The organism is Arthrobacter sp. NPDC055138, from assembly GCF_053607305.1.
This window is the reverse complement of sequence record NZ_JBSGTH010000003.1, coordinates 495,033-519,151: the sequence shown is the minus strand read 5'-3', so window position 1 is coordinate 519,151 and position 24,119 is coordinate 495,033. Positions and strand designations below refer to the sequence as shown.

The following is a 24,119-nucleotide window of genomic DNA, read 5'->3' as shown; positions in this document are numbered from 1 at the left end:
CCGTGGTGGATGAATCTGCGGGGCGGACATCTTCCATTGCTTTCGATCATAGTCGTCAGCTCCCGGGGAATCAGCGCGCTGGGGTCAGCGCCGGCCACGGAAGGGCTGCCCGTGTGCGCACGGAAGGCGGCAATCTGAGATCATGGAAGCGTGAGTGAAGTGCGTCCCGAGGAATCGACCGAATCGGCTGGATCGGCTGAATTGCCCGCCAAGCCTGTGCTGACGGCCAAGCAGGCCAACCGGGCGAAAGCACCGGTAGTCGGCATGTTGCTGGCCGTGGGTCTCACACTGGCCGTGCTGCTGCCGGTGATGTTCCTGAACCCTGGCAGCAAGCCCGATGTCTACAAACGTAATATTGACGTCCCCGGCGTCGCGCTCCAGGCCGAATCCACCGCCGGCTACCTCCCGCTCGCCGTGGATCTTCCGGAGGGCTGGACATCCAACTACGCCCGCTGGAACACCGGGGGCACGGCCCAGGTACCGGCATGGGAAGTCGGCTATCTCACCCCCGGCGAGCAGTACATCGGTCTAATCCAGACCGATAAGGCGAATCCCACCTGGATTGGCCAGGTCACCGATAACGCACCGGTCACCGGCGACCGCAGGGCCGGCGCCAGCTGGGAACTGCGCGATGCCGGCCAGGGCGAGCGCAGCCTGGTGCTGGAGCACGGCAAATCCACCGTCATTCTCAGCGGCACTGCCGAACTGGACGAATTCGATGTGCTCGCCACCGCCGTCGTCAAAGCGCTGGACAGCAAGTAACTAACGACCGCCAGGCGTCGCAAATGCGCGGTCAGGGCGGCGCAAAGCAGTAAGGTTGCTTCGTGCCCACCTCACTGACTCCCGCCCAGGCCTGGCAAAAACTTCTCGACGGCAATGCCCGCTTTGTTGCCGGCACGTCGGTCCACCCCAACCAGGACGCCGCCCGGCGCAGTTCGTTGGTCAGCGAACAGAATCCGTTCGCGATCATCTTCGGTTGTTCCGACTCGCGGCTGGCGGCCGAGATCATTTTCGATCTGGGTCTGGGCGATGCCTTCGTGGTCCGCACGGCGGGCCACGTCCTCGGCGACGCGGTGATCGGCTCGCTGGAATACGGCGTGGACGTGCTCAACGTCCCGCTGGTCGTGATCCTGGGCCATGACAGCTGCGGCGCGGTGACCGCCGCCAAGAACACCATAGACACCGGCGTGATGCCCCGCGGCGGCCTGCGCGACCTGGTGGAGCGGATTACGCCGTCGGTGCTGGCTGCCCGGCGTGCCGGAAACGACGACCTCAACGACATGGTGATCGAAAACGTGCGCCAATCCTCCGAACGCCTGCTGGACAGTTCGCGCGCCATTTCGGAAGCGGTCGACGCCGGCCGCACGGCCGTCGTCGGGGTGGCCTACCGGCTGGCCGACGGCCGCGCCGACCTGGTCGCCGGACACGGCGCGCTCTAGCCCGGCGCCGCCCGGCCGCCCGGGCGGCGCCGGGCCGACGTCGCACCGCCGTCGCACCGCCGTCAGCGGCGCAACACGATTCGGAACCGGTGGCACGGCGGGCCTAAGCTTGGAGCCATGACTTCTGCTGATTCTGCTGAATACCGCATCGAACACGACACCATGGGTGAGGTCCGGGTTCCGGTCAACGCCCTCTACCGTGCGCAGACCCAGCGCGCCGTCGAGAACTTCCCGATCTCCGGCAAGACGCTGGAGCGCGCCCACATCGAGGCCCTGGCCCGGATCAAGAAGGCTGCCGCCGCCGCCAACGCCGAACTGGGCGTGCTGGACGGCGAGCTGGCCAAGGCCATCGCCGACGCCGCCGATCAAGTAGCCACCGGCCAGTACGACGGCGATTTCCCGATCGACGTCTTCCAGACCGGCTCCGGCACCTCCTCGAACATGAACACCAACGAGGTTCTGGCCGAGCTCGCCACCCGCGCGCTGAGGGATGCCGGCAGCGACAAGACGGTCCACCCGAACGACCACGTCAACGCCTCGCAGTCCTCCAACGACGTCTTCCCGACCTCGGTGCACGTGGCGGCCACCTCCGCGCTGATCAACGAGCTGATTCCGGCGCTGGACTACCTGGCTGCTTCGCTGGAGCGCAAGGCTGAAGAGTTCAAGGACGTGGTGAAGTCCGGGCGCACCCACCTGATGGACGCCACCCCGGTCACCCTGGGCCAGGAGTTCGGCGGGTACGCCGCACAGGTTCGCTACGGCATCGAACGCATTGAAGCCTCGCTGCCGCGCGTGGCCGAGGTCCCGCTGGGCGGCACCGCCGTCGGCACCGGCATCAACACCCCCGCAGGCTTCCCGCAGCGCGTGATCGAGCTGCTGGCGGCCGATACCGGCCTGCCGCTGACCGAGGCCCGCAACCACTTCGAGGCGCAGGCCAACCGCGACGGCCTGATCGAGGCCTCCGGCCAGCTGCGCAACATCGCCTACGCGTTCATGAAGATCAACAACGACCTGCGCTGGATGGGCTCCGGCCCCAACACCGGCCTGGGCGAGATCGCCATCCCGGATCTGCAGCCGGGCTCCTCGATCATGCCGGGCAAGGTCAACCCGGTCATCTGCGAGGCAGCCATCATGGTGGCGGCCCAGGTGGTGGGCAATGACACCACCATCGCCCTTTCCTCCACCAACGGCGCCTTCGAGCTGAACGTGGGCATCCCGGTGATGGCCGCCAACCTGCTGGAGTCCATCCGCCTGCTGGCCAACACGTCCCGGGTCATGGCGGACAAGATGATCGACGGGCTGACCGCCAACGTGGAGCGGGCCCGCTTCCTGGCCGAAGCCTCCCCCTCGATCGTGACCCCGCTGAACAAGTACATCGGCTACGAAAACGCCGCCAAGATCGCCAAGCACTCGGTCAAGGAAGGCCTGACCGTGCGCGAGTCCGTCGTGGCCTTGGGCTTCCTGGAGCGCGGCGAACTGACCGAAGAGCAGCTGGATTCCGCCCTGGACGTGCTGTCCATGACGGTGCCGCCGCAGGCCAAGTAACACCGGCTCCCCCGCGGGCCACAGAGGGCGTTCCGGCTTCGGCCGGGACGCCCTTCGCTTTGCGTGTTTCGCCCCACGCCGCGGCGTCCCGCCGCCGGAGAACTGTGGCCCACGCCACTGCTTTTGCACTATCGCTTAGATAGTGCAAAAGTACACTCTGTGCGGAATGATGCAAACAATGACGGCGGTGGCTTGCGCGAGCGGAAGCGCGCCGCCACCCGTTCGGCCATCACCGCCTCGGCCCGGCTCCTGACCGCACGCAGCGGCGTCAGCGGGTTCACCGTCGAGGAGGTCTGCGAACGTGCGGGCATCTCCCGTCGCACCTTCTTCAATTACTTTCCGACCAAGGAAGATGCCATCCTGGGCTATCCCGGCGATGACATTCCCGAGGCCCTGGCGGAGGCATTCATCGCCGGCGGCGGGGGCACGACCGGCGGCGGGGGCACGGCGGGCGGCGCCCTCTCCGCATCCCTCTGGCCGGACTTCATTGAACTGGCCGTCGGGATGATGGAGTCCATGGCCATGACCCGCGCGGAAGTCATTGCCCTGAAGGATGCCATCACGGCCGAGCCGCGGCTGATGGAGAAAGCCATGCATGGTTCCAGCGCCGCAGAGCAGCACTACGTGGCAATGCTGGCGGAGCGGGAATCCTTGCCGGCTGATGACCCGAGGCTGCAGTTGGCCATCGGCGCGATGGCCAGTGTGGCCAAATACGCCGGGACTGTCTTTTTTGCGCCGGAAAACTCGCGCAGCTACCGCGATATCCTCACCTCCGCCATCGAGGCGCTGGCCGCCGTCGCGCCGCTGCGAGCGGCGGGCGGCCGGGCGACCGGTCCCCCGTCCACCTGACCACCAGCCGCCGCCACCGGGCCGCCCGGGTGGCCCGGTTCCTCAATCCGCCGTCCGCTACCGTCCCGAAGGACACTGCCATGACCACTACTGCCGCGCGGGCTTCCGAACCGCTGCTGCTGACCCAAAGGCGCATCTGGATTATTTTCTCGGCGCTAATTGCCGGAATGATGCTCGCCAGCCTCGACCAGACCATCGTCTCCACCGCGATGCCCACCATTGTGGGCCAGCTGGGCGGAGTGGAGCACCAAGCGTGGATCACCACCGCCTACCTGCTGGCCACCACCATTGTGATGCCGATCTACGGCAAGTTCGGTGACGTGCTGGGCCGCCGCAACCTCTTCCTCATCGCGATCGCGCTGTTTACCTTGGCCTCGATCGGCTGCGCGCTGGCCACTGACTTTTGGGGCTTTGTCCTCTTCCGTGCCTTCCAGGGCTTGGGCGGCGGTGGCTTGATGATCCTCTCGCAGGCGATTATTGCCGACATCGTGCCCGCCAACGAACGCGGCAAGTACATGGGCCCGCTGGGTGCGATCTTCGGGCTCTCCGCCGTCGCGGGCCCCCTGCTCGGCGGCTTCTTCGTGGACCACATGACGTGGCAGTGGGCCTTTTACATCAACATCCCGATTGGGTTGGCCGCCTTCGCCATCGCTTGGTTCGCCCTGACCCTGCCGTCCAAGAAAGCCACCCGGAAGATCGATCTTGCCGGTGTCGTGCTGCTGTCCATCGCCACCACCTGCCTGATCTTCTTCACCGATTTCGGCGGCGACACCGAACACGGCTGGACCGCCCCGGAAACCTGGGCATTCGGCGCCGGCCTGCTGCTGTCCGCCGCAGCCTTCGTCCGGGTTGAGGCACGTGCCGACGACCCCATCATCCCGCTGTCGCTCTTCCGCAACCCGGTCTTCGTCAATGCCACGGCCATCGGCTTCACACTGGGCATCGGCATGTTTGCGGCGATCGCTTTCGTACCGACGTTCCTGCAGATGTCCTCCGGCACCTCGGCCGCAGCGTCCGGGCTGCTGATGCTGCCCATGATGGTGGGCATGATGGGCACCTCGATCTGGTCGGGACTGGCCATCACCAAGAGCGGCAAGTACAAGGCATTCCCGGTTGCGGGTTCTGTCACCACCGCCGCCGCCCTGCTGGCGCTGACCACCCTGGCCGCCGATACGCCGATCTGGCTGATCTGCACCTATCTCTTCGTCTTCGGTGCCGGCTTGGGCCTGATCATGCAGGTGGTTGTGCTCGTGGTCCAGAACGCCGTAGCGCCTGACATGGTGGGGACCGCAACCAGCACCAACAACTACTTCCGCGAGGTCGGTGCGGCACTGGGTGTGGCGATCTTCGGAACGATCTTCACCAACAACCTTTCCGGGAAATTGACGGCGGTCTTTACCGACGCCGGCGCCTCCGCCGCCGATGCGGGAAACGCAACCGCAACCTTGGACCCGCAGGCCATGCAAGCTCTGCCGGAGCCGGTCCGGGACGGCATCGTGACCGCGTACGCCGACTCGCTAGCTCCGGTGTTTTGGTACCTCGTGCCGTTCATCGCTGCCGCCTTCCTGCTGGCACTGTTCCTCAAGCAAGTACCGCTCTCCGACGTGGCTGGCATGGTCGCCCGCGGCGAAGCGATCGGCGGCGAAGAGGCAGAACGGCTGGAAGCTGAACACCACGACCGGCGGCAGAGTATCCAATCGGAGCCAGGACCCGGCGCCGAACCGGAGCTGGCGGAGCGGGCACCGGCTACCGCCGGAGCCGCAGCGGAACCGCAACCGGAGGCCCGAAACTAAGCTTCCGGCATCGATCCCGCGGTGCGGTTTTCGGAGGGTCTCGACCGTCAGGACGGGGCCCTCCTGCTATTTTGGCCCTTACCGGGCTGAAACGATTGAAAACAGCTTGTGCTGTGGGCGGCTGGTATTAGGATGAGGCGCACACGTGCCCCTTGGGCGGCCGGTGGAGGCCGGATCTGCGACCGCCGCCTGGTCCATCCGGGGCATGCCGAGGACTGTCCAGGAGGTCTCCATGATTGGCGATTCGCAGACCCCGTCCCTGAGGACGGCCGACTACCCCTTACCGGACCAACCTAAAACCACTGGACGATTTATCGTCGTCTTCGCCGACCGCTCCGATGATTGTGCCGGAATCCTAGCCGAGGCAGCGGGCCTGACCCAGGTGACAGACAGCCGGGACTTTGGCACCCGCGGAGTAGACCCGGACACGGCCTCCGGCGCGGAGGCAACCCTGTTCGCCAACCTGGGGATCGCCGTCGTCGACGCGGCCCCGGACCAAATCGGTGCGCTCCAAGTGAGTTCCGCGGACAAACACCGGGTCCTGTCGGTCTCACCCGAACTCATCCACGATGTGCTGGGTTCGGCCGACGACTATGTTGCCGGCTACCGGGACGGCGTGGCTGACTTGGCCGGACGTCTCGCGGCCGGCCCGCACACCGGGCGGGACGGAGCGTCCACACCCGCGGATTTCGCCGACAACAACAACTTCACTTGGGGGCTGCAGGCGACGAGGGCCCTCTCCTCCCCCTATTCGGGACAAGGCGTGCGGGTCGCCGTGCTGGACACTGGCGTCGATGGCTCGCATCCGGATTTTGCCGGTCGCGGCATGACCAAGGCGTCCTTCGTCACCGGCGAGCCGCCCCAGGACGGGCACGGACACGGCACGCACTGCATCGGGATCGCCTGCGGCCCGAAAGTTCCCGGTACTGGTCCCCGCTACGGTGTTGCCCACGAAGCGGAGATCTTTGCCGGAAAGGTGCTGAGCAATGCCGGTTCCGGCACCGATGCCGGCATCCTGTCAGGGATCGACTGGGCAGTGGGCAACGGCTGCGCTGTGATTTCTTTGTCACTGGGCGCCGATGTGGCGCAGATCCACCCGCCCTACACAGCCGCCGGGAGCCGGGCGCTGGAACAAGGATCCCTGATCGTCGCCGCGGCGGGTAATAATGCGGACCGGCGGAAAGGCGAATTCGGATTCGTGGGTTCCCCGGCCAATAGCCCGTTCATCATGGCAGTGGCAGCCCTGGACCAAGCCCTCGACATCGCCTTCTTTTCGGCCCGCAGCCTGCCCCTGCGCGGTGGGCAGGTGGACTGCGCCGGTCCCGGCGTCCATGTCTACTCATCATGGCCCATGCCGAAACGCTACAACACCATCAGCGGAACAAGTATGGCGACGCCCCATGCTGCCGGCGTGGCGGCGTTGTGGGCGCAGGCTACCGGCCGGCGGGGCCTGGAACTGTGGGCCACTTTGGTCCAGGAAGCCGAGCGCCTGCCACTGCTTTCGGTCGATGTCGGCGCAGGGATGGTGCTTGCCCCGCAATAATCTCTTCCCCTGACGGGTCGCCGGAGTCATATCATGGGTGGTATGCAGATCACCGTGACGGTGCGCCATGACTATCTCTCCGATACCGGTCGGATCGCCGAGCAGTTGACGGCCGGAGGCATGCACGTGGAGAACGTGCTCTCCACCTTGGGCATGATCACCGGCTCGCTCCCGGAAGGACAGCGCGCTGCCCTTGCCGGGATCGAGGGAGTTGAATCCGTCGATGAAGACCGGCAGATAGTCCTACCGCCGCCCGACTCGGACGTCCAGTAGCGTCAGCGGATAAACTCCGGGATGCCCGTGGCCCGCAGCGCTGCCTCCATCCTGTCCCGATGGTAGTCGGTCAACTCCGGCAACTCGTCCAGTCCGAACCAGCCGACCTCGGCCGACTCGTCGTCGTTGACCCGGGCGTGCCCGCTGACGTACCGGCACCGGAAGTTCAGTGTCAGGAATTGGGCCCGGTCTCCGTTGACAAACTCCATCGGACCGCCCGAGTAGGCCTCCGCCAGCTGTTCAACCTCGGCGACGATGCCGGTCTCCTCGAAGACTTCGCGCACCACCCCCACGGCGGGTTGCTCCCCCGGGTCAAGAATTCCGGTAATCAGTGTCCAGCGGCCGTTGTCCGCACGGCGGCCCAGCAGCACCCGGTTTTGGTCGTCGAGCACCACGGCTGTGACCCCCGGCAACCAAAGCAGGTCGTGGCCAATTTTCTCTCGCAGCCGCAGGATGAAGTCGGGAGTTGGCATCATCCAAGCCTACGTCGTTACCTCGGCATCAGCAGCGCCACCCACGTTCCGGCAACCATGAACGGCCCGAACGGGATGTTGCTGCTCAGGGTGCCGCGCCGCAGCAGCACCAGCAACAGCCCGTACACCCCGCCGAGCAGGAACGCGGCGAACGTCCCCCATAGCAGGTACTCAAAACCCAGATATCCCAAGTACATTCCCAGCACACCGGCCAGTTTGACGTCGCCGAAGCCCATGCCCGCCGGATAGGCGAACCGGACCGTGAAGTAGAAGGCCCAAAGCAAGGCACCACCGGCCAGCACACGCCAGAAGACACCAGCATCATGGCCGGCAAGCGCGGCAGAGAGCAGCAGCACCGAGCAGACGGCGTAGGCCGGAAACACGATGCGGTTCGGCAACCGGTGCGTGCGAAGGTCGATCCAACTCAGGCCGGTCCCGACGACCAACAAATACCCGCCGGCGGCCAGCAGCAACCAGAAGGCCAGCGTATGGTCGGGCCACAGCAGCACCAATTCCTCGACCATGGACCCAACCTACTGCACGGCCGGCCGGCAAGCGTGACCCGGCGGCTACACTGTGGATATGAACGGCGGGAGCGTGCTGACAACCGGCGACGCCGCCGGCAATGCGGAAATCTTCAGGTGCCTTTGCCGGTCCTCTCCGTGGAAGTGGGACTCGCTGCGGTTCGAACTGCGAGCCGTCAACCCCGGCGCACCGGAGGGGGACCCGTCAGCCGGGATGCTGCGGGCCTGGACGCGCCGCCCGGGCGCCCTTCGGGTCGAATCGGCCGACGGCCAGCTGCTGTACAGCACCACCGGCATCAACGACTCCCGCGACGGCTTCTATGTCAGTGCGACACGCAAGTCCTGGCTGCTGCCGCCACATCTGGTCACCCCCGTCTTCAATGGCATCGACCTGGTCCGCCGCCGCCCCGAGGCCGCTTACGGAGAACCGGTCTTCGGCAACGGACGCTGGTCGGCAATGCTGGATCCGGTAGAGCTGGCCGGCAGCGCGCCGGTGGCCTATGAAGCTCCTTTCGCCAACCCGGTCGAGATCCATGAACTGACCGAAACCGAACACGGGGGCCGCCGAACGCTGGAGGCCATCGTCTCGCCCAACCTGACCTATCAGCCGTACGACGCCGGCCACCCGCTGCTGGAAGGCCGTACCCAGGTGCGGATCGACTGGCGCACGGGCATTTGTGTTTCCGCTGTCTCCTTGGAAGGGCCGCAGCAAGGACGCGGGCATTCGCTCACCATCCTGGGTGTGGATGAGTACATGCTCGATGACCTGTTCCTGGAGGTCAGCATGAACCTCACCGATGTGCGCGAGCACATTCCCTGGCCGGTCCGGCCCTATCCGGCCTGACAGCTTTGGCCCAGTGCCGGACCGGGCCCTGGCTTTGGGGGGATGAGGGCCAGGGCCCGGCGGTGTGAGCCCCGGCCGGTCTGCGGCTGCCGCGCAGGGCCTGCGTGCGCCGCGCCGCAGGCCTCAGGGTCACGGTTACAGAATCGCCGCGGGTCCTTGGGAAAACCCGGTGCTGGACAGACCCCCGCAAATTGGGGGTGTGGCACTCCCCCACTCGGGGCTGTCGCGTCGACTCCATGCCAGCACACTATGGTTGTGCACTCATTGGGGGGGTGCATCCAACGAGGGGGAATCGTGGAGCAATTGAGTGGACGGGCCATGCCCGTTTCGGTCCAAATGATCGGAAATTTGCGTATCTCGCGCGGAAATACAGTTCTGACGGCAGAGAAGCTCGGCGGACCAAAGCCGCGCCAAGTACTGGAGATCCTGCTATTGAATGTCGGCTCGCCGATGTCCAAAGACCGCTTGGTCGACATGTTGTGGAGCGGTCGGGCACCTGGCGAAGCGTTGGCCACCTTGGAAAGCTACGTCAGCATTCTGCGCCGAAATCTACAACCTGGCTGTGCAAAGTCCGGGCCGTTGCGCACCGCCAACGGCGGCTACATGATCGACCGGGAGTTGGTCGACGTCGATTTGTACCGGTTCCAACGCCTGCTTCGGGCCGCCGAGTTCGCCGCTCCGGCCACTGCTTATCCGCTGTTGACCGAAGCGCTCTCGCTTGCATCCGGGCCGTTGCTTGGTGATGAGCTCACTCCGGATTGGGCGGAGGAGGCGCGGCTGGATCACGCAGAGATGGTTTTACACGCGCAACTGATGGCGGCGGAGGCAGCCTTGGCTCTGGGGCGGCCCGATGAAGCGGTGCTTTGGGCGCAGCGCTGCGTTGCGGCCGCTCCGCTCAATGAAGCCGCTTGGGCAGCCCTCATCATCGGGTTGGAACGATGCGACCGGCACGCCGATGGCCTGCAGGCGTATGACCGGTGCCGGCGTCTGTTCAATGACGAACTGGGGTGTTCCCCCGGTCCTGCCTTGCAGGAGGTGTACGGCCGGCTGCTGTACGCCACGGCGGAGTCCGGCCTCTCCGAGGTGCTGGCAGCGCTGCTGGTACTCAACGAAAGGCTGGCGCCAACAACCACCCGCAAGCAGTTGGCCCATCGGATGGCCTCCGTTCCGGTCGAATCGCATTACGTGGCGGCCGGGGACATCGTCAAAACTTTCCTGACCAAGGCGCTCATGGCCAGCTGAGCTCACGATGCATGGACTGTGAAGGTATGTACAACCTTTCACAGTCCATGCATACTCTTAGTGGGGTCAAGTCCTTCGTGTCTTGAGTTGGGGAAATATGAGCTCTTTGGGGATTGAGCATGTACTCCGCGTTGCCGTGGTGGATGACCACACCACGTTCGCGGAGCTGTTGTCTGATGCGTTGGGCCGGGAACCGGACTTAGTCAATGTCGGCAATGCCGGCGGCGTCAACGACGCCGTTGCCCTGTGCCTGCGGTCCAGGCCCGATGTGGTGATCATGGACTACCACTTGCCCGACGGCGATGGGCTTGAGGCCGCCGAGCAGATCCTGGCGGATGCCCCGGATACGCGGATCATTCTGCTGACCGGCAACCCGTCGCCCGATGTGCTCGCCCGCGCCGCGGGATCGGGCCTGTGTGGATTTCTGCCCAAAGACGGGTCGCTATCCACCCTGCTGGAGACCATCCGGCATGCCAAGAGCGGCAGCATGGTGGTCTACCCGGCCATTCTCAGCCAGAAGCGCCGCGCACACGCCGCCAAACCGCCGGGTTCCCCGGCGCTGACCGAACGTGAGCGCCAGGTGCTGGCCCTGATGGCCGCCGGCCATGACGTTCGTACGAATGCGCGGACGCTGGGCATCTCCCAGCACACCTGCCGGGGCTATGTGAAGTCGATCCTGGCCAAGCTCGGCGCCCACTCCCAGCTTGAAGCCGTCGCCACGGCACAACGGCTGGAACTGCTGGGTGCCGGCCATGAGCGCTGACCTGAGTACCCGGATCCGGCGCAGGATCCTCCCCGTCGCACGGACGGAAGGCAGCGGAAGGAAAGGCTCGGAAATGCAGGCGGCTTTGCGGCGCTTTGCGCTCTCCGGGCTGGCGGCGTTGGTCATTGTGGCGGTTCCTGTGGTCGTGGTTGCCCGTTCCTTAGCGGTCGACCAAGCGCTGACACATGTTGCCGAGCGGACCAGGCTAATAGTTGAGCATGAATTTGCGCCGAAGGTGACGAATGCCATGCTGGCCGGTGATGCCGCTGCCGTGAGCGAGCTGGACGACGAAGTCGACCCGCTGGTCCGCGACGGTCACGTCATCCGGGTGAAGATCTGGGATATCGACGGGACGATCCTCTATTCGGATCTCGATGCGCTGGTCGGCCAGCAGTTCGACTTTCCGGACCGTTTGGAGGCCCAGTTGGAGAGCGGAGCTCCCGTCTCAATGTTGGGCATCCCGGGCCGGCCGGACAACATCTTCGAGGCGGACCTCGGTGAATTCGTCGAAGTCTATGTCAAGGCGACGGGCGGCAGCGGCAGCGAGTACATCTTCGAGTTGTACTACCCGCCGGACGAGATCAAGCGTATGGAGGACGAGATGCTCGGCATCCTGCCCGTCGTCCTGGTGGCGCTGGCGTTGCTGCAATTGCTCCAGCTTGCTCCGGCTATCCGGATGGCTCGCCGCCTGCAAAACGACGGCGAAGACCGCCGGCGGTTGCTCCAGCAATCCATCGCCGCCTCGGATCATGAACGGCAAAGGTTGGCCCGCGCCCTGCATGACGATGTGATCCAGGATCTGGCCGCGCTGGCCTACAGCCTGGAAGCCCGTGAACAGCAGCAGGCAAAGCCAGACCACGACTTCCAGACACTGGCGAAGAACATTGTTCAGGGCAGCATCCGCAGTCTGCGCCGGATCACGGTGGCACTGTATCCGCCCGATCTCTCGGCTGTGGGCCTGCCGCTGGCTCTTGATGGATTGGGCGATCTGGTCCGGAAGCGCGGAGCGGATTGGCAACTGGAGATGGATGCCTCCGCCCCGGCGGCCATCGTCCAACCTGCGTTGCTTTACCGCGTGGCACGGGAGGCCGTCACCAACGCCGCCAAGCATGCCCGCGCCCAATTGGTCCGGGTGTCGCTGACGGACTGGGGCGACGCGGTGTTACTGGAAATTGTCGACGACGGCGACGGTTTTAGTCCGGCCGATGCGCAACGCGACGGCCATCTCGGCCTCCGCATCCTGCGCGATACCGTGCACGATGCCGGCGGCACCTTGCTGATCGAATCCGCCCCGGGTGCAGGAACCCGGGTCGCGGTGACCCTCCCGTCCGTCGGCGCCTAGCCCCGTCACGGTTTGGCGGTGCCCTGGGCCGGGTTGCAAAGAAGCGGGCCGCCGTGCGGCGGCCCGCTTCCTCGGGTACTCAGAGGCCGTTTAGATCTCCGCCCCCTCCAACAGCTCGGTCACCAGTGCCGCGATCGGCGAGCGCTCGGACCGCGTCAGTGTCACGTGGCCAAAGAGCGGGTGTCCCTTGAGCGTTTCCACAACGGCCGCAATGCCGTCGTGCCGGCCCACCCGGAGGTTGTCCCGCTGGGCCACATCGTGGGTCAGGACTATCTTGGAGTTCTGGCCGATCCGGCTCATCACCGTGAGCAGGACGTTCTTCTCCAAGGACTGCGCTTCGTCCACGATCACGAATGAGTCATGCAGCGAACGGCCCCGGATGTGCGTCAGCGGCAGCACCTCCAGCATGCCGCGGTCCATGACTTCCTCGACCACCTCCGTGGAGACCAGCGCACCGAGGGTGTCGAACACCGCCTGCGCCCAAGGATTCATCTTGTCCGACTCGGAACCCGGCAGGTACCCCAGCTCCTGGCCGCCGACGGCATAAAGCGGCCGGAAGACCACGACCTTCCGGTGCTCGCGCCGCTCCAACACCGCTTCCAGTCCGGCGCAGAGCGCCAGCGCGGACTTCCCGGTTCCGGCCCGGCCACCCAGGGAGACAATCCCGACCTCCGGGTCCATCAGCAGGTCGATCGCCAGCCTTTGCTCTGCGGAACGCCCGTGCAGGCCGAACACGTCGCGGTCGCCCTTGACCAGACGTACCTGTTTGTCCGCGCCGACTCGGCCGAGCGCCGACCCCCGGCTGGACAGCAGCACCAACCCGGTGTTGGCCGGCATCTCCGCTGCCGCCGGGATGAATACCGGCTCGTGCCCGTACAGCGTGTTGACGTCGTCGTCGGCCACATCCAATTCGGCTACTCCGGTCCAGCCCGAATCCTTGACCAGCTCATTGCGGTACTCATCAGCTTGGAGCCCCATCGCGGACGCCTTCACCCGCATCGGCAAGTCCTTGGAGACTACCGTGACGTTGCGGCCCTCGTCGGCCAGGTTCTTGGCCACCGCCAGGATCCGGCTGTCATTGTCCCCGCCGCGGAACCCGGCCGGCAGCACGTCGGGCGAAATGTGGTTCAGTTCCACTCGCAGCGTGCCGCCCTCCGCGCCAAGCGGGATGGCGTGGTTCAGGCCGCCGTGCTCAACCCGCAGGTCGTCCAGCAACCGCAGTGCCTTGCGGGCAAAGTAGCCCAGTTCCGGATCATTGCGCTTGCCTTCAAGCTCGGTGATCACCACCACCGGCAGGATCACTTCGTGCTCGGCGAACCGCAGCAGGGCCCGAGGATCGGACAACAGCACGGAGGTGTCCAGGACATACGACGCACGGGCTGATTCCGGTTCCCCGGCGGAAACAGCGCGACCGGACGCGGTGGCAGCTGCGGGCTGCTCCCCGGGTCCGGTCGTGTCGGCTAGTCGCTGGTTCTGAGTGGCGGTCATGCTGGCTCCCGTCCGGAGCACGACGGCTCCGACTTTTCTGAAGCGGGGCGCGGACGGTAAGGCCACCAGGCCGGAACCGGCCTCCCCCGATGCAGCTTTCGCTGTGCGCATCAAACTGGTGGCCTCCCGATCAATCTGCGGGTTGCTGACTGATGGTTCCAAATTACGCTGATGTAATTCGCTAGCACAATAGCCGGGGCAAAGGCTTTTGGGCGAATTCTGGATGAACCGAACGACGCCGGTGCACCGCCTATTCCTTGCGGCCCGCCTTAGGCGCCGAAGCGGCGTTGCCTGCTGGCATAGTCACGCAACGCCCGCAGGAAGTCGAGGCGTCGGAAGTCCGGCCACAACGCCTCGCAAAAGTAATACTCGCTGTAGGCGCTCTGCCACATCAGGAAGCCGGACAGCCGCTGTTCGCCGGAGGTCCTGATGACCAGGTCGGGGTCCGGTTGGCCGCTGGTGTAAAGGTATCGGGAAATGTCGTCAACGGTCAGTGTCCCGGCGACCTCCGCCAGGCTCTTGCCATCGGCCTCGGCGTGGCGCAACAGACCTTTGACTGCGTCAACAATCTCCCGGCGTCCGCCATAGCCCACCGCCACGTTGACATGGACCCCCTCCACCGCAGCGGTCTGTTCCTCCAAGCTGCGGAGTTTGGCGGCGAGGTCGGCCGGGAGCGTCTCCAACGCACCGACGGGGTGGACACGCACATTCTTGCCCTCGCCCAACCGGTCGAGGGTATTGCCGATCACGCCGAGCAACTCTCGCAATTCGTCTTCCGACCGACCCATGTTGTCGGTGGACAGCATGTAGAGCGTGACCATTTTGATGCCCAGGTCGCCGCACCAGCCGAGGAACTCCAGGATCTTGTCCGCCCCGGCCTGATGTCCTTCCCTTGTTGGCGCTCCGGCCAGTTTGGCCCAACGCCGGTTGCCATCCACCACCACGCCGATGTGGCCCGGGATGCGGCCGGGAACCAGTGAACGCTGCAGGCGACGCTCATAGAGGCGGTAGAGGACGCCGGGAAGAGACACAGCACCCTGCCTTCCTGATCGCCCGTTCACGACTTCGAATTCTATCCTCCCGCTCGGCCGCTCCCGTACACACCTCGAGTTACCGACGAGTAACAAGAGAGGTGCTGCCGCTAGAATATGCGCATGAGTGAACACCGTGCTGTGCCCGGGACGTCAGGATATCGGCGCGATAACATCGGCTCAACCGCGCGGGCAGAGGCGACCGACGGGCCGGTCGAACGGGCCGTGGAGCAGGTCGCCGACGCACTCAATATCAAACCGAAGTTCCGCGGCTGGCTGCATGCCGGCGCCACTCCCCTGGCTCTGGCCGCCGGGATCGTCCTCGTCGCGCTCGCGCCCACCGCGGCCGGAAAATGGGCGTGCGCGGTCTACGCGGTGACCGGGCTGTTGCTCTTCGGCGTCAGCGCCGTCTACCACCGCGGCAACTGGAGCCCGCCGGTCAAGCTGCTGCTCAAGCGCCTGGACCATACCAACATCATGCTGGTCATCGCCGGCACCTACACGCCGCTGGCCTGGGCGCTGCTGGAACCGGCGAAGGCCACGCTGCTGCTCTGGCTGATCTGGGCCGGCGCCATCGCCGGCGTCGGTTTCCGGGTGCTCTGGCCGCACGCCCCGCGGTGGCTCTATGTCCCCATCTACTGCGCGCTGGGACTCGCGGCGTTGTTCTACTTGCCCGACTTCTTCGCTGCCAGCGTCCCTGCCGCGGTGCTGATCTGCGCGGGCGGCGCTTTCTACATCGCCGGCGCGGTGATTTACGGGATCAAGCGGCCGAACTTCTCGGCCACCTGGTTCGGTTTCCACGAACTCTTCCACGCCTTCACCGTGGTGGCGTTCGTGTGCCACTACATCGCCATCATGATCGCGGTGCTTGGCTCCGCTGGCTGACGCGCCGCCGCCGGCTTTCGGGAGCATTCCCCGCCTTAGTGTCCTGTGGCGCCGAGCTCTGCCAGCAGGGCAGCGGCCGTGGCCACCGGGCGGCGGCACACCATCCCGCGGCAGACATAGGCCAGCGCACCGTCCGCCGGGGCCGGCTTGTCCGCCAGCAGCGGGGCTGCCCCTTCCTGTTCTGCCTCCGCCGTATGGGCGACGACGATGCCCGGGCTGCCGCTGGCGCGCGCTGCCGCAATCAGGGCCGCGGCCGCCGCGGATTGTCCGGTGACCGCCAGCTCGACCGGACCCGCCGCGAGTGCCTGCGCAGCGGCCAGGCCCCACCCGGCGGCCCGTGGTGCGCGGGCGGCGATCCGGTTCAGATAACCGAGCAATCGGCCCGACAGTTCCCGGTGCCGTACGGACCCGCTGTAGGCCGCATAGGTTGCCAGCACCCCGGCGAACAGACCGGTGCCGCTGGGCGTGGCGCTCTCTAACGGGTCGGCCGGGGGGACGGCACCGGCGGCAGCGGAAACCTGTGCGGCAGGGACCGCTTGGTCGGTGAGCGTTCCCTCCCTCAGGAACACTGTCTCCGCCCGCAGCACCAGCCCTTCCGCGGCACGGTACCAGCGGCCTTCCCCGGTGGCTGCGTACAGTGAAAACAGTCCATCCGCACAGCCGGCGTAGTCCTCCAACAACCCTTCGAAGTGCTGCGCTGCGCCGTCGTGCGAAACGCGCGCCAGCCGGCCGCTGTCATCGAGATGCACGGACAGCAGGTAGTCGGCAGCGGCCACGGCGGCAGCGGTGAGGTCGGGGCGGCCCAACAGCTCTCCTGCTTCGGCCAGTCCTGCCACCGCCAGCCCATTCCAGCCGGCCACAACCTTTTCGTCCCGTGCCGGCTGCTCCCGCTGCTGCCGGGCTGCTAGCAGCGCGGGACGCAGTGCCTCCCAGCGTTGCCGTTCGTCCGGTTCCAACGGCCGCCCAGGATGCAGCGTGGATCGGGTGGCGGTGACGTTGCCCTGCTCTCCCACACTCATCACCGACGCCACCCAGCCGCCGTCGTCGGTTCCGAGCACCTCGCGCAGCTCCGCGGGCGACCACAAGTAGGTTGCGCCTTCGTGGTGAACGCCGTCGACGATGGTGTCCGCGTCCAGCGAGGACGCGATTCCGCCGTGGGGCAGCTGCAGCCGGTCCATCAACCACCCTGCGGTCCCTGCCGCGACCGCGCATCCCAGATCCCGTTCCGCCCCGGCGGGCGACTGCACCGCCCATTGGGCGTAGACCCGCAGCAATTGGACGTTGTCGTAGAGCATTTTTTCGAAGTGCGGCACCGACCACCGGCGGTCCACCGCATATCGGGCAAAGCCACCCTCGAGCTGGTCGTACAACGCCGACCCGGCCATGGCCAGCAACGTGCGGGCGGACAGGCCGGCGGCAAGCTGCGCCGATTCGGACCGGGACGCTCCGGCATGCCGGAGCAGGAAGTGCAGCACGGCCGACGGCGGGAATTTGGGCGCGCCGCCAAAACCGCCAAAGGCTGTGTCTTCCTGGCCCGACAGCACCTCGACGGCTTCTTCGAGGACCGCTTGGTGCCCCGTTCCCCGGGCTGCGCCGGTCGGGACCTGTACCGGCCCCCGCACCGACGCAGGACCGCCGGGCGGCAGCGGTGGGCCTCCGCCCGGCCCCATGGAGAGGTCGCCCAGCAGCCCGCGGTTCGCTTCCCCGGCTTGTGCCAGCGCCTGCGCCACCGACGCGGCGGTGGTCTCGACGGCCTCGCGGCGCCCATCCCAGGCTTCGTGCACGGCTTGCAGCACCTGACGGAACGACGGCTGGCCCGGCTGCGGCCGCGGCGGGAAGTACGTGCCGGCGTAAAAGGCCCTGCCGTCCGGCAGCGCGAACACGCTCATCGGCCAGCCGCCCTGTCCGGTCATCAGCTGGGTGGCGGACATGTAGACGTTGTCCACGTCAGGACGTTCTTCCCGGTCCACCTTGACCGGGATGAAGTGCTCGTTCAGGTACTCCGCGGTGGCCTGGTCCTCGAAGGATTCCCCCGCCATCACGTGGCACCAATGGCACGCCGCATAGCCTATCGAGACAAAAACAGGCACGTCTCGCAGACGTGCCTGTTCGAAAGCCTGGTCGCCGAACGGCCACCAGTCAACGGGGTTTCCGGCGTGCTGGCGCAGGTAGGCCGAGGCCTCGGAGCGCAGTCGGCCGGCCACAGTCAGTCGCCGCGGTCCGGGCGGCCCGAACCGCCGCCGGGCTCGTTCATTCCGCCGGCTGCCGGCGCCTCGCCCTCTGCAGGGTGTTCCGCCCCGCCTCCCGCGGCGCCTGCCTGACCGGATGATCCCGGACCAGTTTGCTGGGCGCCGGCGTTAACGTTTTCTTCCAGTTGCGAGCGGTAGCGGACCCGTCGGATGCGCCGGGTCATGTCCCAGACCAGGACAACCACCACGGCAGCCAGAGCAAAGGTGAAGAAGAAGCCCCACGGGCCGGGCGAAACCTGGTCCGCGTCGAGTCCGGGCCGGAGAGTGGGCTCGCCGGCACCGGCGGCGACGGCGGCAAGGATCTGGATCAGGGGCAAATTCAGTCTCTTTCTGGGTGCGTCCGGGACCCGAGGCCCCGGCGCTGGTTGGCTGCAGGCACTATCTTATGCCCGCAAAAAAATCCGTTTCGGGCACGCTGGTCTCCACCCGCGCATGGATCAGCGAGAAGTCCTCCCACGGCCAGACCGTCCGCTGCATCTCCTCCGAGACGGCAAAGAAGAATCCGGCCGGCTCCACCTGGGTCCTGTGCGAGAGCAGCGCCCGGTCGCGGTGGCGGAAAAAGTCGCCGCAATCAATCTGGGTGGTGGTGCGGTGGTTGGGCATCGGCGGCTGGTGGCCCTCGGCGTCGGCCTCCAGCCAGGCGGCGAGACGCGCGGCGTAGGGCGACTGCAGCCCTGCTTCCTCCAAGGCATAGTGGAGTGCGCGGAACCGCTCCGGGTTGAAGGCACGGTCATAGTAGAGCTTCAGCGGCTCCCAGGCGCTGCCCGCCTCCGGGTAGCGCTCGGGGTCGCCGGCGGCGTGGTAAGCCTCCACCGCCACCTTGTGGGCCATGATGTGGTCCGGGTGCGGGTAGCCGCCGTTCTCGTCGTAGCTGATCACAACATGAGGCCGAAAGTCGCGCACCAGTTTGACTAGAGGGGCTGCGGCCCGCTCCAGCGGCAGTGTGGCGAAGCTGCCGAACGGCAGCGGAGGCAGCGGGTCCCCCTCCGGCAAACCGGAATCAGCGAACCCCAACCAGCGCTGCTGGATACCGAGCTCGGCCGCGGCCTGTGCCATCTCCCGGCGACGGATCCCGGCAAGGTCCCGGTGCGCCTGGGGATCCGCGGCAGCCTCGGCGTTGAGGATGTCTCCGCGTTCACCGCCGGTGCAGGTGGCCACCATCACCTGGACGCCCTCGGCGGCGTAACGCGCCATGGACGCGGCGCCCTTGCTGGATTCGTCATCCGGATGGGCGTGGACCGCCAGCAAGCGCAGGCCGTCACTCTGCGCTGGCTGGGCTGCATCAAAGCTCACGTGGCTACTCCTGGGAAATCTGGCGTGGGCGGGAGGATAAACTTGAGGGCGTGAGCACCGCAGGCCCCCGTACTCCTCAGACTTCTTCCAGCTTAACTGTTTCCAACCGTTACGGCACACCGCGGCGGTCGTTGTCCCGCCGCACCAAACTTGCGCTGGCCGGCGGCGGCCTCGGAGTCGCCGTCGTCGTCGCGGGCTTTTTTGCCCTGGGCCAGGACGGGCCACAGGTGGAGAGCAAGGACGTCGGCTTCGCCGTGGCCGACGCCGGACACATGACGGTGGATTTCCAAGTCACCAAGGATCCGGAGGCCACCGTCCAGTGCGCCGTCCAGGCCCTGAGCGACAACTACGCCGTCGTCGGCTGGAAGGTGGCCACGATCGGCCCCGCCGACGCAACGGCTGCCGGAACCACAGCCCACCGCGTCCAGCTCAGGACTGAATCCCTGGCCGTCTCCGGCGGCGTGGACAGCTGCTGGGCCGCCGACGCCGACAACTGACGCAGCGGCCGTCGCTCGCCACGCCCCTCCAGTCCGTCTGCCCCGGGGTGCGGCTGCCCGTGGAACCGAGGGGAAAACGCCCTTTACCACCTTGTTATTGGGAAAAGCGGCGGCGGCTGACTACAATTGAGCAAATACATTCCGCCCCGCCTCACTGGTGAACTGGGATCATCCCAGAACAAGCTGATTCACCAACATGGCGGGGTCTTTGCATCAAGTGGCCGCCGGCATGGCGGCCTTTTGTGCAAAGTGCCACCGTGCCGGGTCCGCGTCCAGCGGCCCCGGCAGCAACTAAGGAGAACTACGTGTCCACTTCCAGCGCACCTGTCGCCTGGCTCACTCAGGAAGCCTACGACCGCCTGAAGGCTGAACTGGATCACCTTTCGGGCCCCGGCCGGGCAGAGATCGTCGACCGCATCGAACAGGCCCGCTCCGAGGGGGATCTCAAGGAGAACGGCGGCTACCACGCGGCCAAGGAAGAACAGGGCAAGGCCGAGGCCCGGATCCGCCAGCTCACCGATTTGCTGCGGAACGCCCACGTGGGCGAGGCGCCGGCAGATGACGGAATCGTGGAGCCGGGCATGGTCATCGAGGCAAAGGTCGCCGGCGACACCGAACGCTTCCTGCTCGGCAGCCGCGAGGTTGCCGGTGAAACCGATTTGGACGTATACAGCGAAAAGTCCCCGCTCGGCGCGGCCATCCACGGCAAGCGGGCCGGCGAGTCCGTCACCTACACCGCGCCGAACGGCAAAGAGATCGCGGTGGACATCATCTCGGCCACCCCTTACGCCGGCTAACCGAGAGCACAAAACAGACGCCGAAGGCGGGTTCCTGCGGGAACCCGCCTTCGGCGTCTGTCAGTGGCGTAAGTGTTTGGAGGGCCGGCAAGCCGGCGGTCGGCCTGGGAGCAGGAACGGTCAGCCGAGACCGGGCCTGCGGCGGCGCAGCAGGACGGCGGCAACCACGCCGCCGACTGCCCCGAAGAGGTGCGCCTGCCAGGAAATGCCAGGCATCGCCGTCGGCAAGACGCCCCACAGTACCGAGCCGTAGAAAATGAAGATGACCACGGCCAGCAGGATCTGCCGCCAACTGCGGTTGTAGAAGCCGCGAACCAGCAGGTAGGCCAGCAGCCCGAAGACCAGGCCCGAAGCGCCGATCGTCAGCCCTGCACCCGTCAGCCAGACCCCCAGCCCGGAAGCCACCCAGCTACAAGCCAGCACCACGGTAAACCGCCGGATCCCTTCCAGCAGCGTCAGGAACCCGAGCACCAGCAGCGGGAGCGTGTTGCTCAACAAGTGGCTGGTATCGGCGTGCAGTAGCGGGCCGAAGAGCACACCGTCGAGCCCATCGAGCCTTCGGGGCGCAATCCCCAGCAGCAGGCTGAAGTAGCCGCCGGCGATCAGGTTGGCCAGGAAGGCTACCCAGAGCAGCAACGCCAACGCCCCGGCTCCTGCCAAGGCCTGGGCGGGGCGCAGTGCACGGCTGCCGGCCACTGGTCAGTGGACGACGACGGGCTGGAAGCCCTCGGCGCGGAGGCTGCCGAGCACCAGTTCGCAGTGCTCGTGGCCCTTGGTCTCGATGTCGATGGTGATGGCGACGTCGCCCATGCTGATGGAGCCGCCGATCCGCGTATGGTCCACGCGGGTGACGTTGGCATCCGATTCAGCGATGATCCGGGAGATCTGGGCCAGTGAGCCGGGACGGTCGTCGAGCATGATCCGGACGGACATGAAACGTCCGGAGGCATACAGACCCCGCTGGATGACTTTCAGCATCAGCATGGGATCGATATTTCCGCCGGAGAGGATGACAGCCGTGGTGCCAGGATTCGGGATGACGCCTTCCATCAGCGCGGCCACGCCGACGGCGCCGGCGGGTTCGACCACCAGCTTGGACCGCTCGATCAGGAAGATCAGCGCCCGCGCCAGTGCGTCTTCGCTAACCGTGACCACGTCGTCGACCAGTTCCCGGATGATCGAAAACGGCAGCTGCCCCGGGCGGCCCACGGCAATACCGTCGGCCATGGTGGACACCTTCTGCAGCGGCACCAGCGCGTCAGCGGCCAGCGAGGGCGGATAGGCGGCAGCATTTTCCGCCTGCACCCCGATGACTTTGATCTCGCGGCCCAGCTCCTTGGCCCTTGCCTTGACCGCGGTGGCAACTCCGGCCAGCAGTCCGCCGCCGCCGACGCCCATGACGATGGTGTCCACGTTGGGGACCTGTTCCAGGATTTCCAGACCGAGCGTCCCCTGGCCGGCGATGATGTCCGGGCTGTCGAACGGATGGACGAACACCGCGCCGGTTTCTTCCGCATAGCGTTCGGCCTCGGCGAGTGCTTCGTCCACGTTGTGGCCGTGCAGGACCACTTCCGCACCATGGCCCCGCGTGGCCGCCAGCTTGGGCAGGGCAACACCCAGCGGCATGAAGATACGCGCCTTGATGCCCAGCCGGGCCGCAGCCACCGCCACGCCCTGGGCGTGGTTTCCCGCGGAGGCAGCCACAACGCCGCGTGCCTTCTCCTCGTCCGTCAGTCCCGCCATGCGCACGTAGGCGCCGCGGACTTTGAACGAACCGGCGCGCTGCAGGTTCTCGCATTTGAAGAACACATCGGAACCGACCATCCGACCCAGCGCGCGGGATTGTTCGATCGGCGTCTTCGCGATGACCCCGTCAAGGATTTTCCGGGCTGCCTGGACGTCATCAAGGGTGACGGGTAGTTGGGTGGTGGCTGTCACTTCTCGGACTCTTTTCTGCGCAGCTGAAGGCGGCGTCGGCGGATGGGTTCCTGTTCTGAGGTCTCTGGCGGGTTGCCCGGACCAGACGATGCCAACGCCGGTTCAGGAGCCAGGTAGGGCTCTTCCACCGGTGGAGGCGCCCCCAGTGCCGGGTCCGTTTCCCATCCCCGGGCGGCAATGTATTTGACAACGGAATTGAGGATCGCGAGCAGGGGAACGGCAAACAGCGCGCCGGCGATGCCGGCAACCATCGAGCCGCCTGCCACGGCGAGCACGACCGCCAACGGATGCAGCGACACGGCCTTGCCCATAACCAGTGGCTGCAGCACATGTCCCTCAAGCTGCTGCACGCCAAGCACAATGGCGAGCATAATGAGTGCATTGACCCAGCCGTTGGCCACCAGCGCAAGCAGAACGGCGACGAACCCGGTCACCAGCGCGCCGATGATCGGGATGAACGAGCCGAGGAATACCAGAACGCCGAGCGGCAGCGCCAGTGGCACACCGATGATGGCCGCGCCGGCGCCAATACCGACCGCGTCGACGAAGGCAACGAACATTTGGACCCGGATGTACTGGACCATGGAGGTCCAGCCCTTGCGGCCGGCACCGTTGCTCGCCGCCCGGGCCTTCTTGGGCAGCAGGCCAACCATGAAACGCCAGATCCGGTCGCCGTCGTAGAGGAAGAAGATCAGCGCGAAGATGGTCAGCAGCAGGCCGGTAAATAGGTGCCCGGCGGTGGACCCCACGCTGAGGGCACTGGAAAAGATCGCGCTGCTGTTGCTCTGCAGCTGCTGCAAGCCTTCGTTCAGGTAGGAATTGAGTTGTTCGTTGGTCAGCCGGAGCGGCCCATCGGTCAGCCAGCCTTGGACCTGGCTGATCCCTTGCAGCACCTGGTCCCACAGCTCGCTGAAGCCGATATAGAGCTGCCGGCCAACCAGGGAAAGAGCGCCGCCGATCAGCCCGAGGAATCCCAGGATGGTAATCGCCACGGCCAGGCTCTTGGGCACCTTGGCCTTACGCAGGAACCGGACCACGGGTGAAATCAAGGCGGTGATCAGCGCCGCGACCATCAGCGGGATGACCAGCAGCGAGACGAAACTGAGGAGCCAGACCAACAGCCCGCCGACAACCAGGATCAGGCCCACCCGCCACGCCCACGCCGCGCTGATCCGCAGCGCATAAGGCACGTCCTCGCGAACGTGGTGCCGGGCGTCGGTGCCGGCCGATCGTCCCGCCGGCAGGGGACGGTTTTCGAGGAAGGACCGGTTCATAAAGCCAATAGTTTCATATTGTCACCCAGACATGTGT

At 66.3% G+C, this 24,119-nt stretch carries 24 protein-coding genes; 14 read left to right on the top strand and 10 right to left on the bottom strand.

Annotated elements, in window-relative coordinates; all coding sequences use genetic code 11:
- The first annotated feature begins 150 nt into the window (after window positions 1–150).
- From ACWF5H_RS10575 to ACWF5H_RS10545, 7 genes are all read left to right on the top strand, one after another.
- On the top strand, window positions 151–762 hold the full coding sequence (locus tag ACWF5H_RS10575; protein WP_452036694.1) for a DUF4245 domain-containing protein: 612 nt from the start codon (window positions 151–153) through the stop codon (window positions 760–762).
- A 62-nt stretch (window positions 763–824) separates the two neighbouring features.
- Window positions 825–1,439 (top strand): carbonic anhydrase, encoded by a 615-nt coding sequence (locus ACWF5H_RS10570; protein ID WP_452036693.1) that lies wholly within the window; start codon window positions 825–827, stop codon window positions 1,437–1,439.
- Window positions 1,440–1,556: 117 nt separating this feature from the next.
- Window positions 1,557–2,984, top strand: a complete 1,428-nt coding sequence (locus ACWF5H_RS10565) for a class II fumarate hydratase (protein WP_452036692.1) — start codon at window positions 1,557–1,559, stop codon at window positions 2,982–2,984.
- Window positions 2,985–3,143: 159 nt separating this feature from the next.
- Entirely contained in the window at window positions 3,144–3,833 is a 690-nt protein-coding gene (locus ACWF5H_RS10560) for a TetR/AcrR family transcriptional regulator (RefSeq protein ID WP_452036690.1), read from the top strand.
- Between the two features lie 80 nt (window positions 3,834–3,913).
- The gene (locus ACWF5H_RS10555) at window positions 3,914–5,626 is read left to right on the top strand and encodes an MDR family MFS transporter (protein WP_452036689.1); all 1,713 of its coding nucleotides are present in this window, start codon (window positions 3,914–3,916) and stop codon (window positions 5,624–5,626) included.
- A 232-nt stretch (window positions 5,627–5,858) separates the two neighbouring features.
- Window positions 5,859–7,169 (top strand): S8 family serine peptidase, encoded by a 1,311-nt coding sequence (locus tag ACWF5H_RS10550; protein ID WP_452036687.1) that lies wholly within the window; start codon window positions 5,859–5,861, stop codon window positions 7,167–7,169.
- Window positions 7,170–7,211: 42 nt separating this feature from the next.
- Complete coding sequence (locus ACWF5H_RS10545) at window positions 7,212–7,442, top strand: hypothetical protein (RefSeq protein ID WP_364646956.1); 231 nt, start codon at window positions 7,212–7,214, stop codon at window positions 7,440–7,442.
- A 2-nt stretch (window positions 7,443–7,444) separates the two neighbouring features.
- Here the strand turns inward: ACWF5H_RS10545 and ACWF5H_RS10540 are convergent, their stop codons facing one another.
- Together ACWF5H_RS10540 and ACWF5H_RS10535 are read right to left on the bottom strand one after the other, a co-directional pair.
- Window positions 7,445–7,915, bottom strand: a complete 471-nt coding sequence (locus tag ACWF5H_RS10540; protein ID WP_452036685.1) for an NUDIX hydrolase — start codon at window positions 7,913–7,915, stop codon at window positions 7,445–7,447.
- Between the two features lie 17 nt (window positions 7,916–7,932).
- Window positions 7,933–8,439 (bottom strand): prepilin peptidase, encoded by a 507-nt coding sequence (locus tag ACWF5H_RS10535; protein WP_452036684.1) that lies wholly within the window; start codon window positions 8,437–8,439, stop codon window positions 7,933–7,935.
- Between the two features lie 58 nt (window positions 8,440–8,497).
- Between ACWF5H_RS10535 and ACWF5H_RS10530 the strand changes: the two genes are divergently transcribed.
- The 4 genes from ACWF5H_RS10530 to ACWF5H_RS10515 all read left to right on the top strand — a co-directional run bounded on the left by ACWF5H_RS10530 (window position 8,498) and on the right by ACWF5H_RS10515 (window position 12,630).
- Entirely contained in the window at window positions 8,498–9,283 is a 786-nt protein-coding gene (locus ACWF5H_RS10530) for a hypothetical protein (protein WP_452036683.1), read from the top strand.
- A gap of 294 nt (window positions 9,284–9,577) precedes the next feature.
- Window positions 9,578–10,525, top strand: a complete 948-nt coding sequence (locus ACWF5H_RS10525) for an AfsR/SARP family transcriptional regulator (protein ID WP_364646944.1) — start codon at window positions 9,578–9,580, stop codon at window positions 10,523–10,525.
- Between the two features lie 97 nt (window positions 10,526–10,622).
- Complete coding sequence (locus ACWF5H_RS10520) at window positions 10,623–11,288, top strand: response regulator transcription factor (protein WP_364646941.1); 666 nt, start codon at window positions 10,623–10,625, stop codon at window positions 11,286–11,288.
- Between the two features lie 73 nt (window positions 11,289–11,361).
- A complete protein-coding gene (locus ACWF5H_RS10515; protein WP_452036681.1) occupies window positions 11,362–12,630 on the top strand; it encodes a sensor histidine kinase in 1,269 nt (422 codons plus the stop codon).
- 90 nt (window positions 12,631–12,720) lie between these two features.
- On the opposite strand, the gene ACWF5H_RS10510 is transcribed toward ACWF5H_RS10515, so the two are convergent.
- Together ACWF5H_RS10510 and ACWF5H_RS10505 are read right to left on the bottom strand one after the other, a co-directional pair.
- Complete coding sequence (locus ACWF5H_RS10510; protein ID WP_452036680.1) at window positions 12,721–14,118, bottom strand: PhoH family protein; 1,398 nt, start codon at window positions 14,116–14,118, stop codon at window positions 12,721–12,723.
- Window positions 14,119–14,387: 269 nt separating this feature from the next.
- The gene (locus tag ACWF5H_RS10505) at window positions 14,388–15,149 is read right to left on the bottom strand and encodes an isoprenyl transferase (protein ID WP_364646933.1); all 762 of its coding nucleotides are present in this window, start codon (window positions 15,147–15,149) and stop codon (window positions 14,388–14,390) included.
- A 123-nt stretch (window positions 15,150–15,272) separates the two neighbouring features.
- Between ACWF5H_RS10505 and trhA the strand changes: the two genes are divergently transcribed.
- Complete coding sequence (gene trhA, locus ACWF5H_RS10500) at window positions 15,273–16,034, top strand: PAQR family membrane homeostasis protein TrhA (RefSeq protein ID WP_452036679.1); 762 nt, start codon at window positions 15,273–15,275, stop codon at window positions 16,032–16,034.
- Window positions 16,035–16,069: 35 nt separating this feature from the next.
- Here the strand turns inward: trhA and ACWF5H_RS10495 are convergent, their stop codons facing one another.
- The 3 genes from ACWF5H_RS10495 to mca form a co-directional block, all read right to left on the bottom strand.
- Entirely contained in the window at window positions 16,070–18,238 is a 2,169-nt protein-coding gene (locus ACWF5H_RS10495; RefSeq protein ID WP_452036678.1) for a thioredoxin domain-containing protein, read from the bottom strand.
- A gap of 2 nt (window positions 18,239–18,240) precedes the next feature.
- Window positions 18,241–18,600, bottom strand: a complete 360-nt coding sequence (locus ACWF5H_RS10490; RefSeq protein ID WP_452036676.1) for a hypothetical protein — start codon at window positions 18,598–18,600, stop codon at window positions 18,241–18,243.
- 61 nt (window positions 18,601–18,661) lie between these two features.
- Complete coding sequence (gene mca / locus ACWF5H_RS10485; protein ID WP_364646921.1) at window positions 18,662–19,576, bottom strand: mycothiol conjugate amidase Mca; 915 nt, start codon at window positions 19,574–19,576, stop codon at window positions 18,662–18,664.
- Window positions 19,577–19,626: 50 nt separating this feature from the next.
- Here mca and ACWF5H_RS10480 point away from each other — a divergent pair, with 50 nt between their 5' ends.
- Both ACWF5H_RS10480 and greA read left to right on the top strand, forming a co-directional pair.
- Complete coding sequence (locus tag ACWF5H_RS10480; protein ID WP_452036674.1) at window positions 19,627–20,073, top strand: DUF4307 domain-containing protein; 447 nt, start codon at window positions 19,627–19,629, stop codon at window positions 20,071–20,073.
- Between the two features lie 305 nt (window positions 20,074–20,378).
- Window positions 20,379–20,870: a transcription elongation factor GreA gene (greA, locus tag ACWF5H_RS10475; RefSeq protein ID WP_364646915.1), complete on the top strand. Its 492-nt coding sequence runs from the start codon at window positions 20,379–20,381 to the stop codon at window positions 20,868–20,870.
- A 120-nt stretch (window positions 20,871–20,990) separates the two neighbouring features.
- Here greA and ACWF5H_RS10470 read toward each other — a convergent pair whose 3' ends face one another.
- The 3 genes from ACWF5H_RS10470 to ACWF5H_RS10460 are packed head-to-tail and all read right to left on the bottom strand — an operon-like array spanning window position 20,991 to window position 24,082.
- Complete coding sequence (locus ACWF5H_RS10470; protein WP_452036673.1) at window positions 20,991–21,566, bottom strand: rhomboid family intramembrane serine protease; 576 nt, start codon at window positions 21,564–21,566, stop codon at window positions 20,991–20,993.
- Between the two features lie 3 nt (window positions 21,567–21,569).
- Window positions 21,570–22,808: a threonine ammonia-lyase gene (gene ilvA, locus ACWF5H_RS10465; RefSeq protein ID WP_127511968.1), complete on the bottom strand. Its 1,239-nt coding sequence runs from the start codon at window positions 22,806–22,808 to the stop codon at window positions 21,570–21,572.
- Complete coding sequence (locus tag ACWF5H_RS10460; RefSeq protein WP_452036672.1) at window positions 22,805–24,082, bottom strand: AI-2E family transporter; 1,278 nt, start codon at window positions 24,080–24,082, stop codon at window positions 22,805–22,807. The genes ilvA and ACWF5H_RS10460 overlap by 4 nt, the downstream gene beginning before the upstream one ends.
- Between the last annotated feature and the right edge of the window lie 37 nt (window positions 24,083–24,119).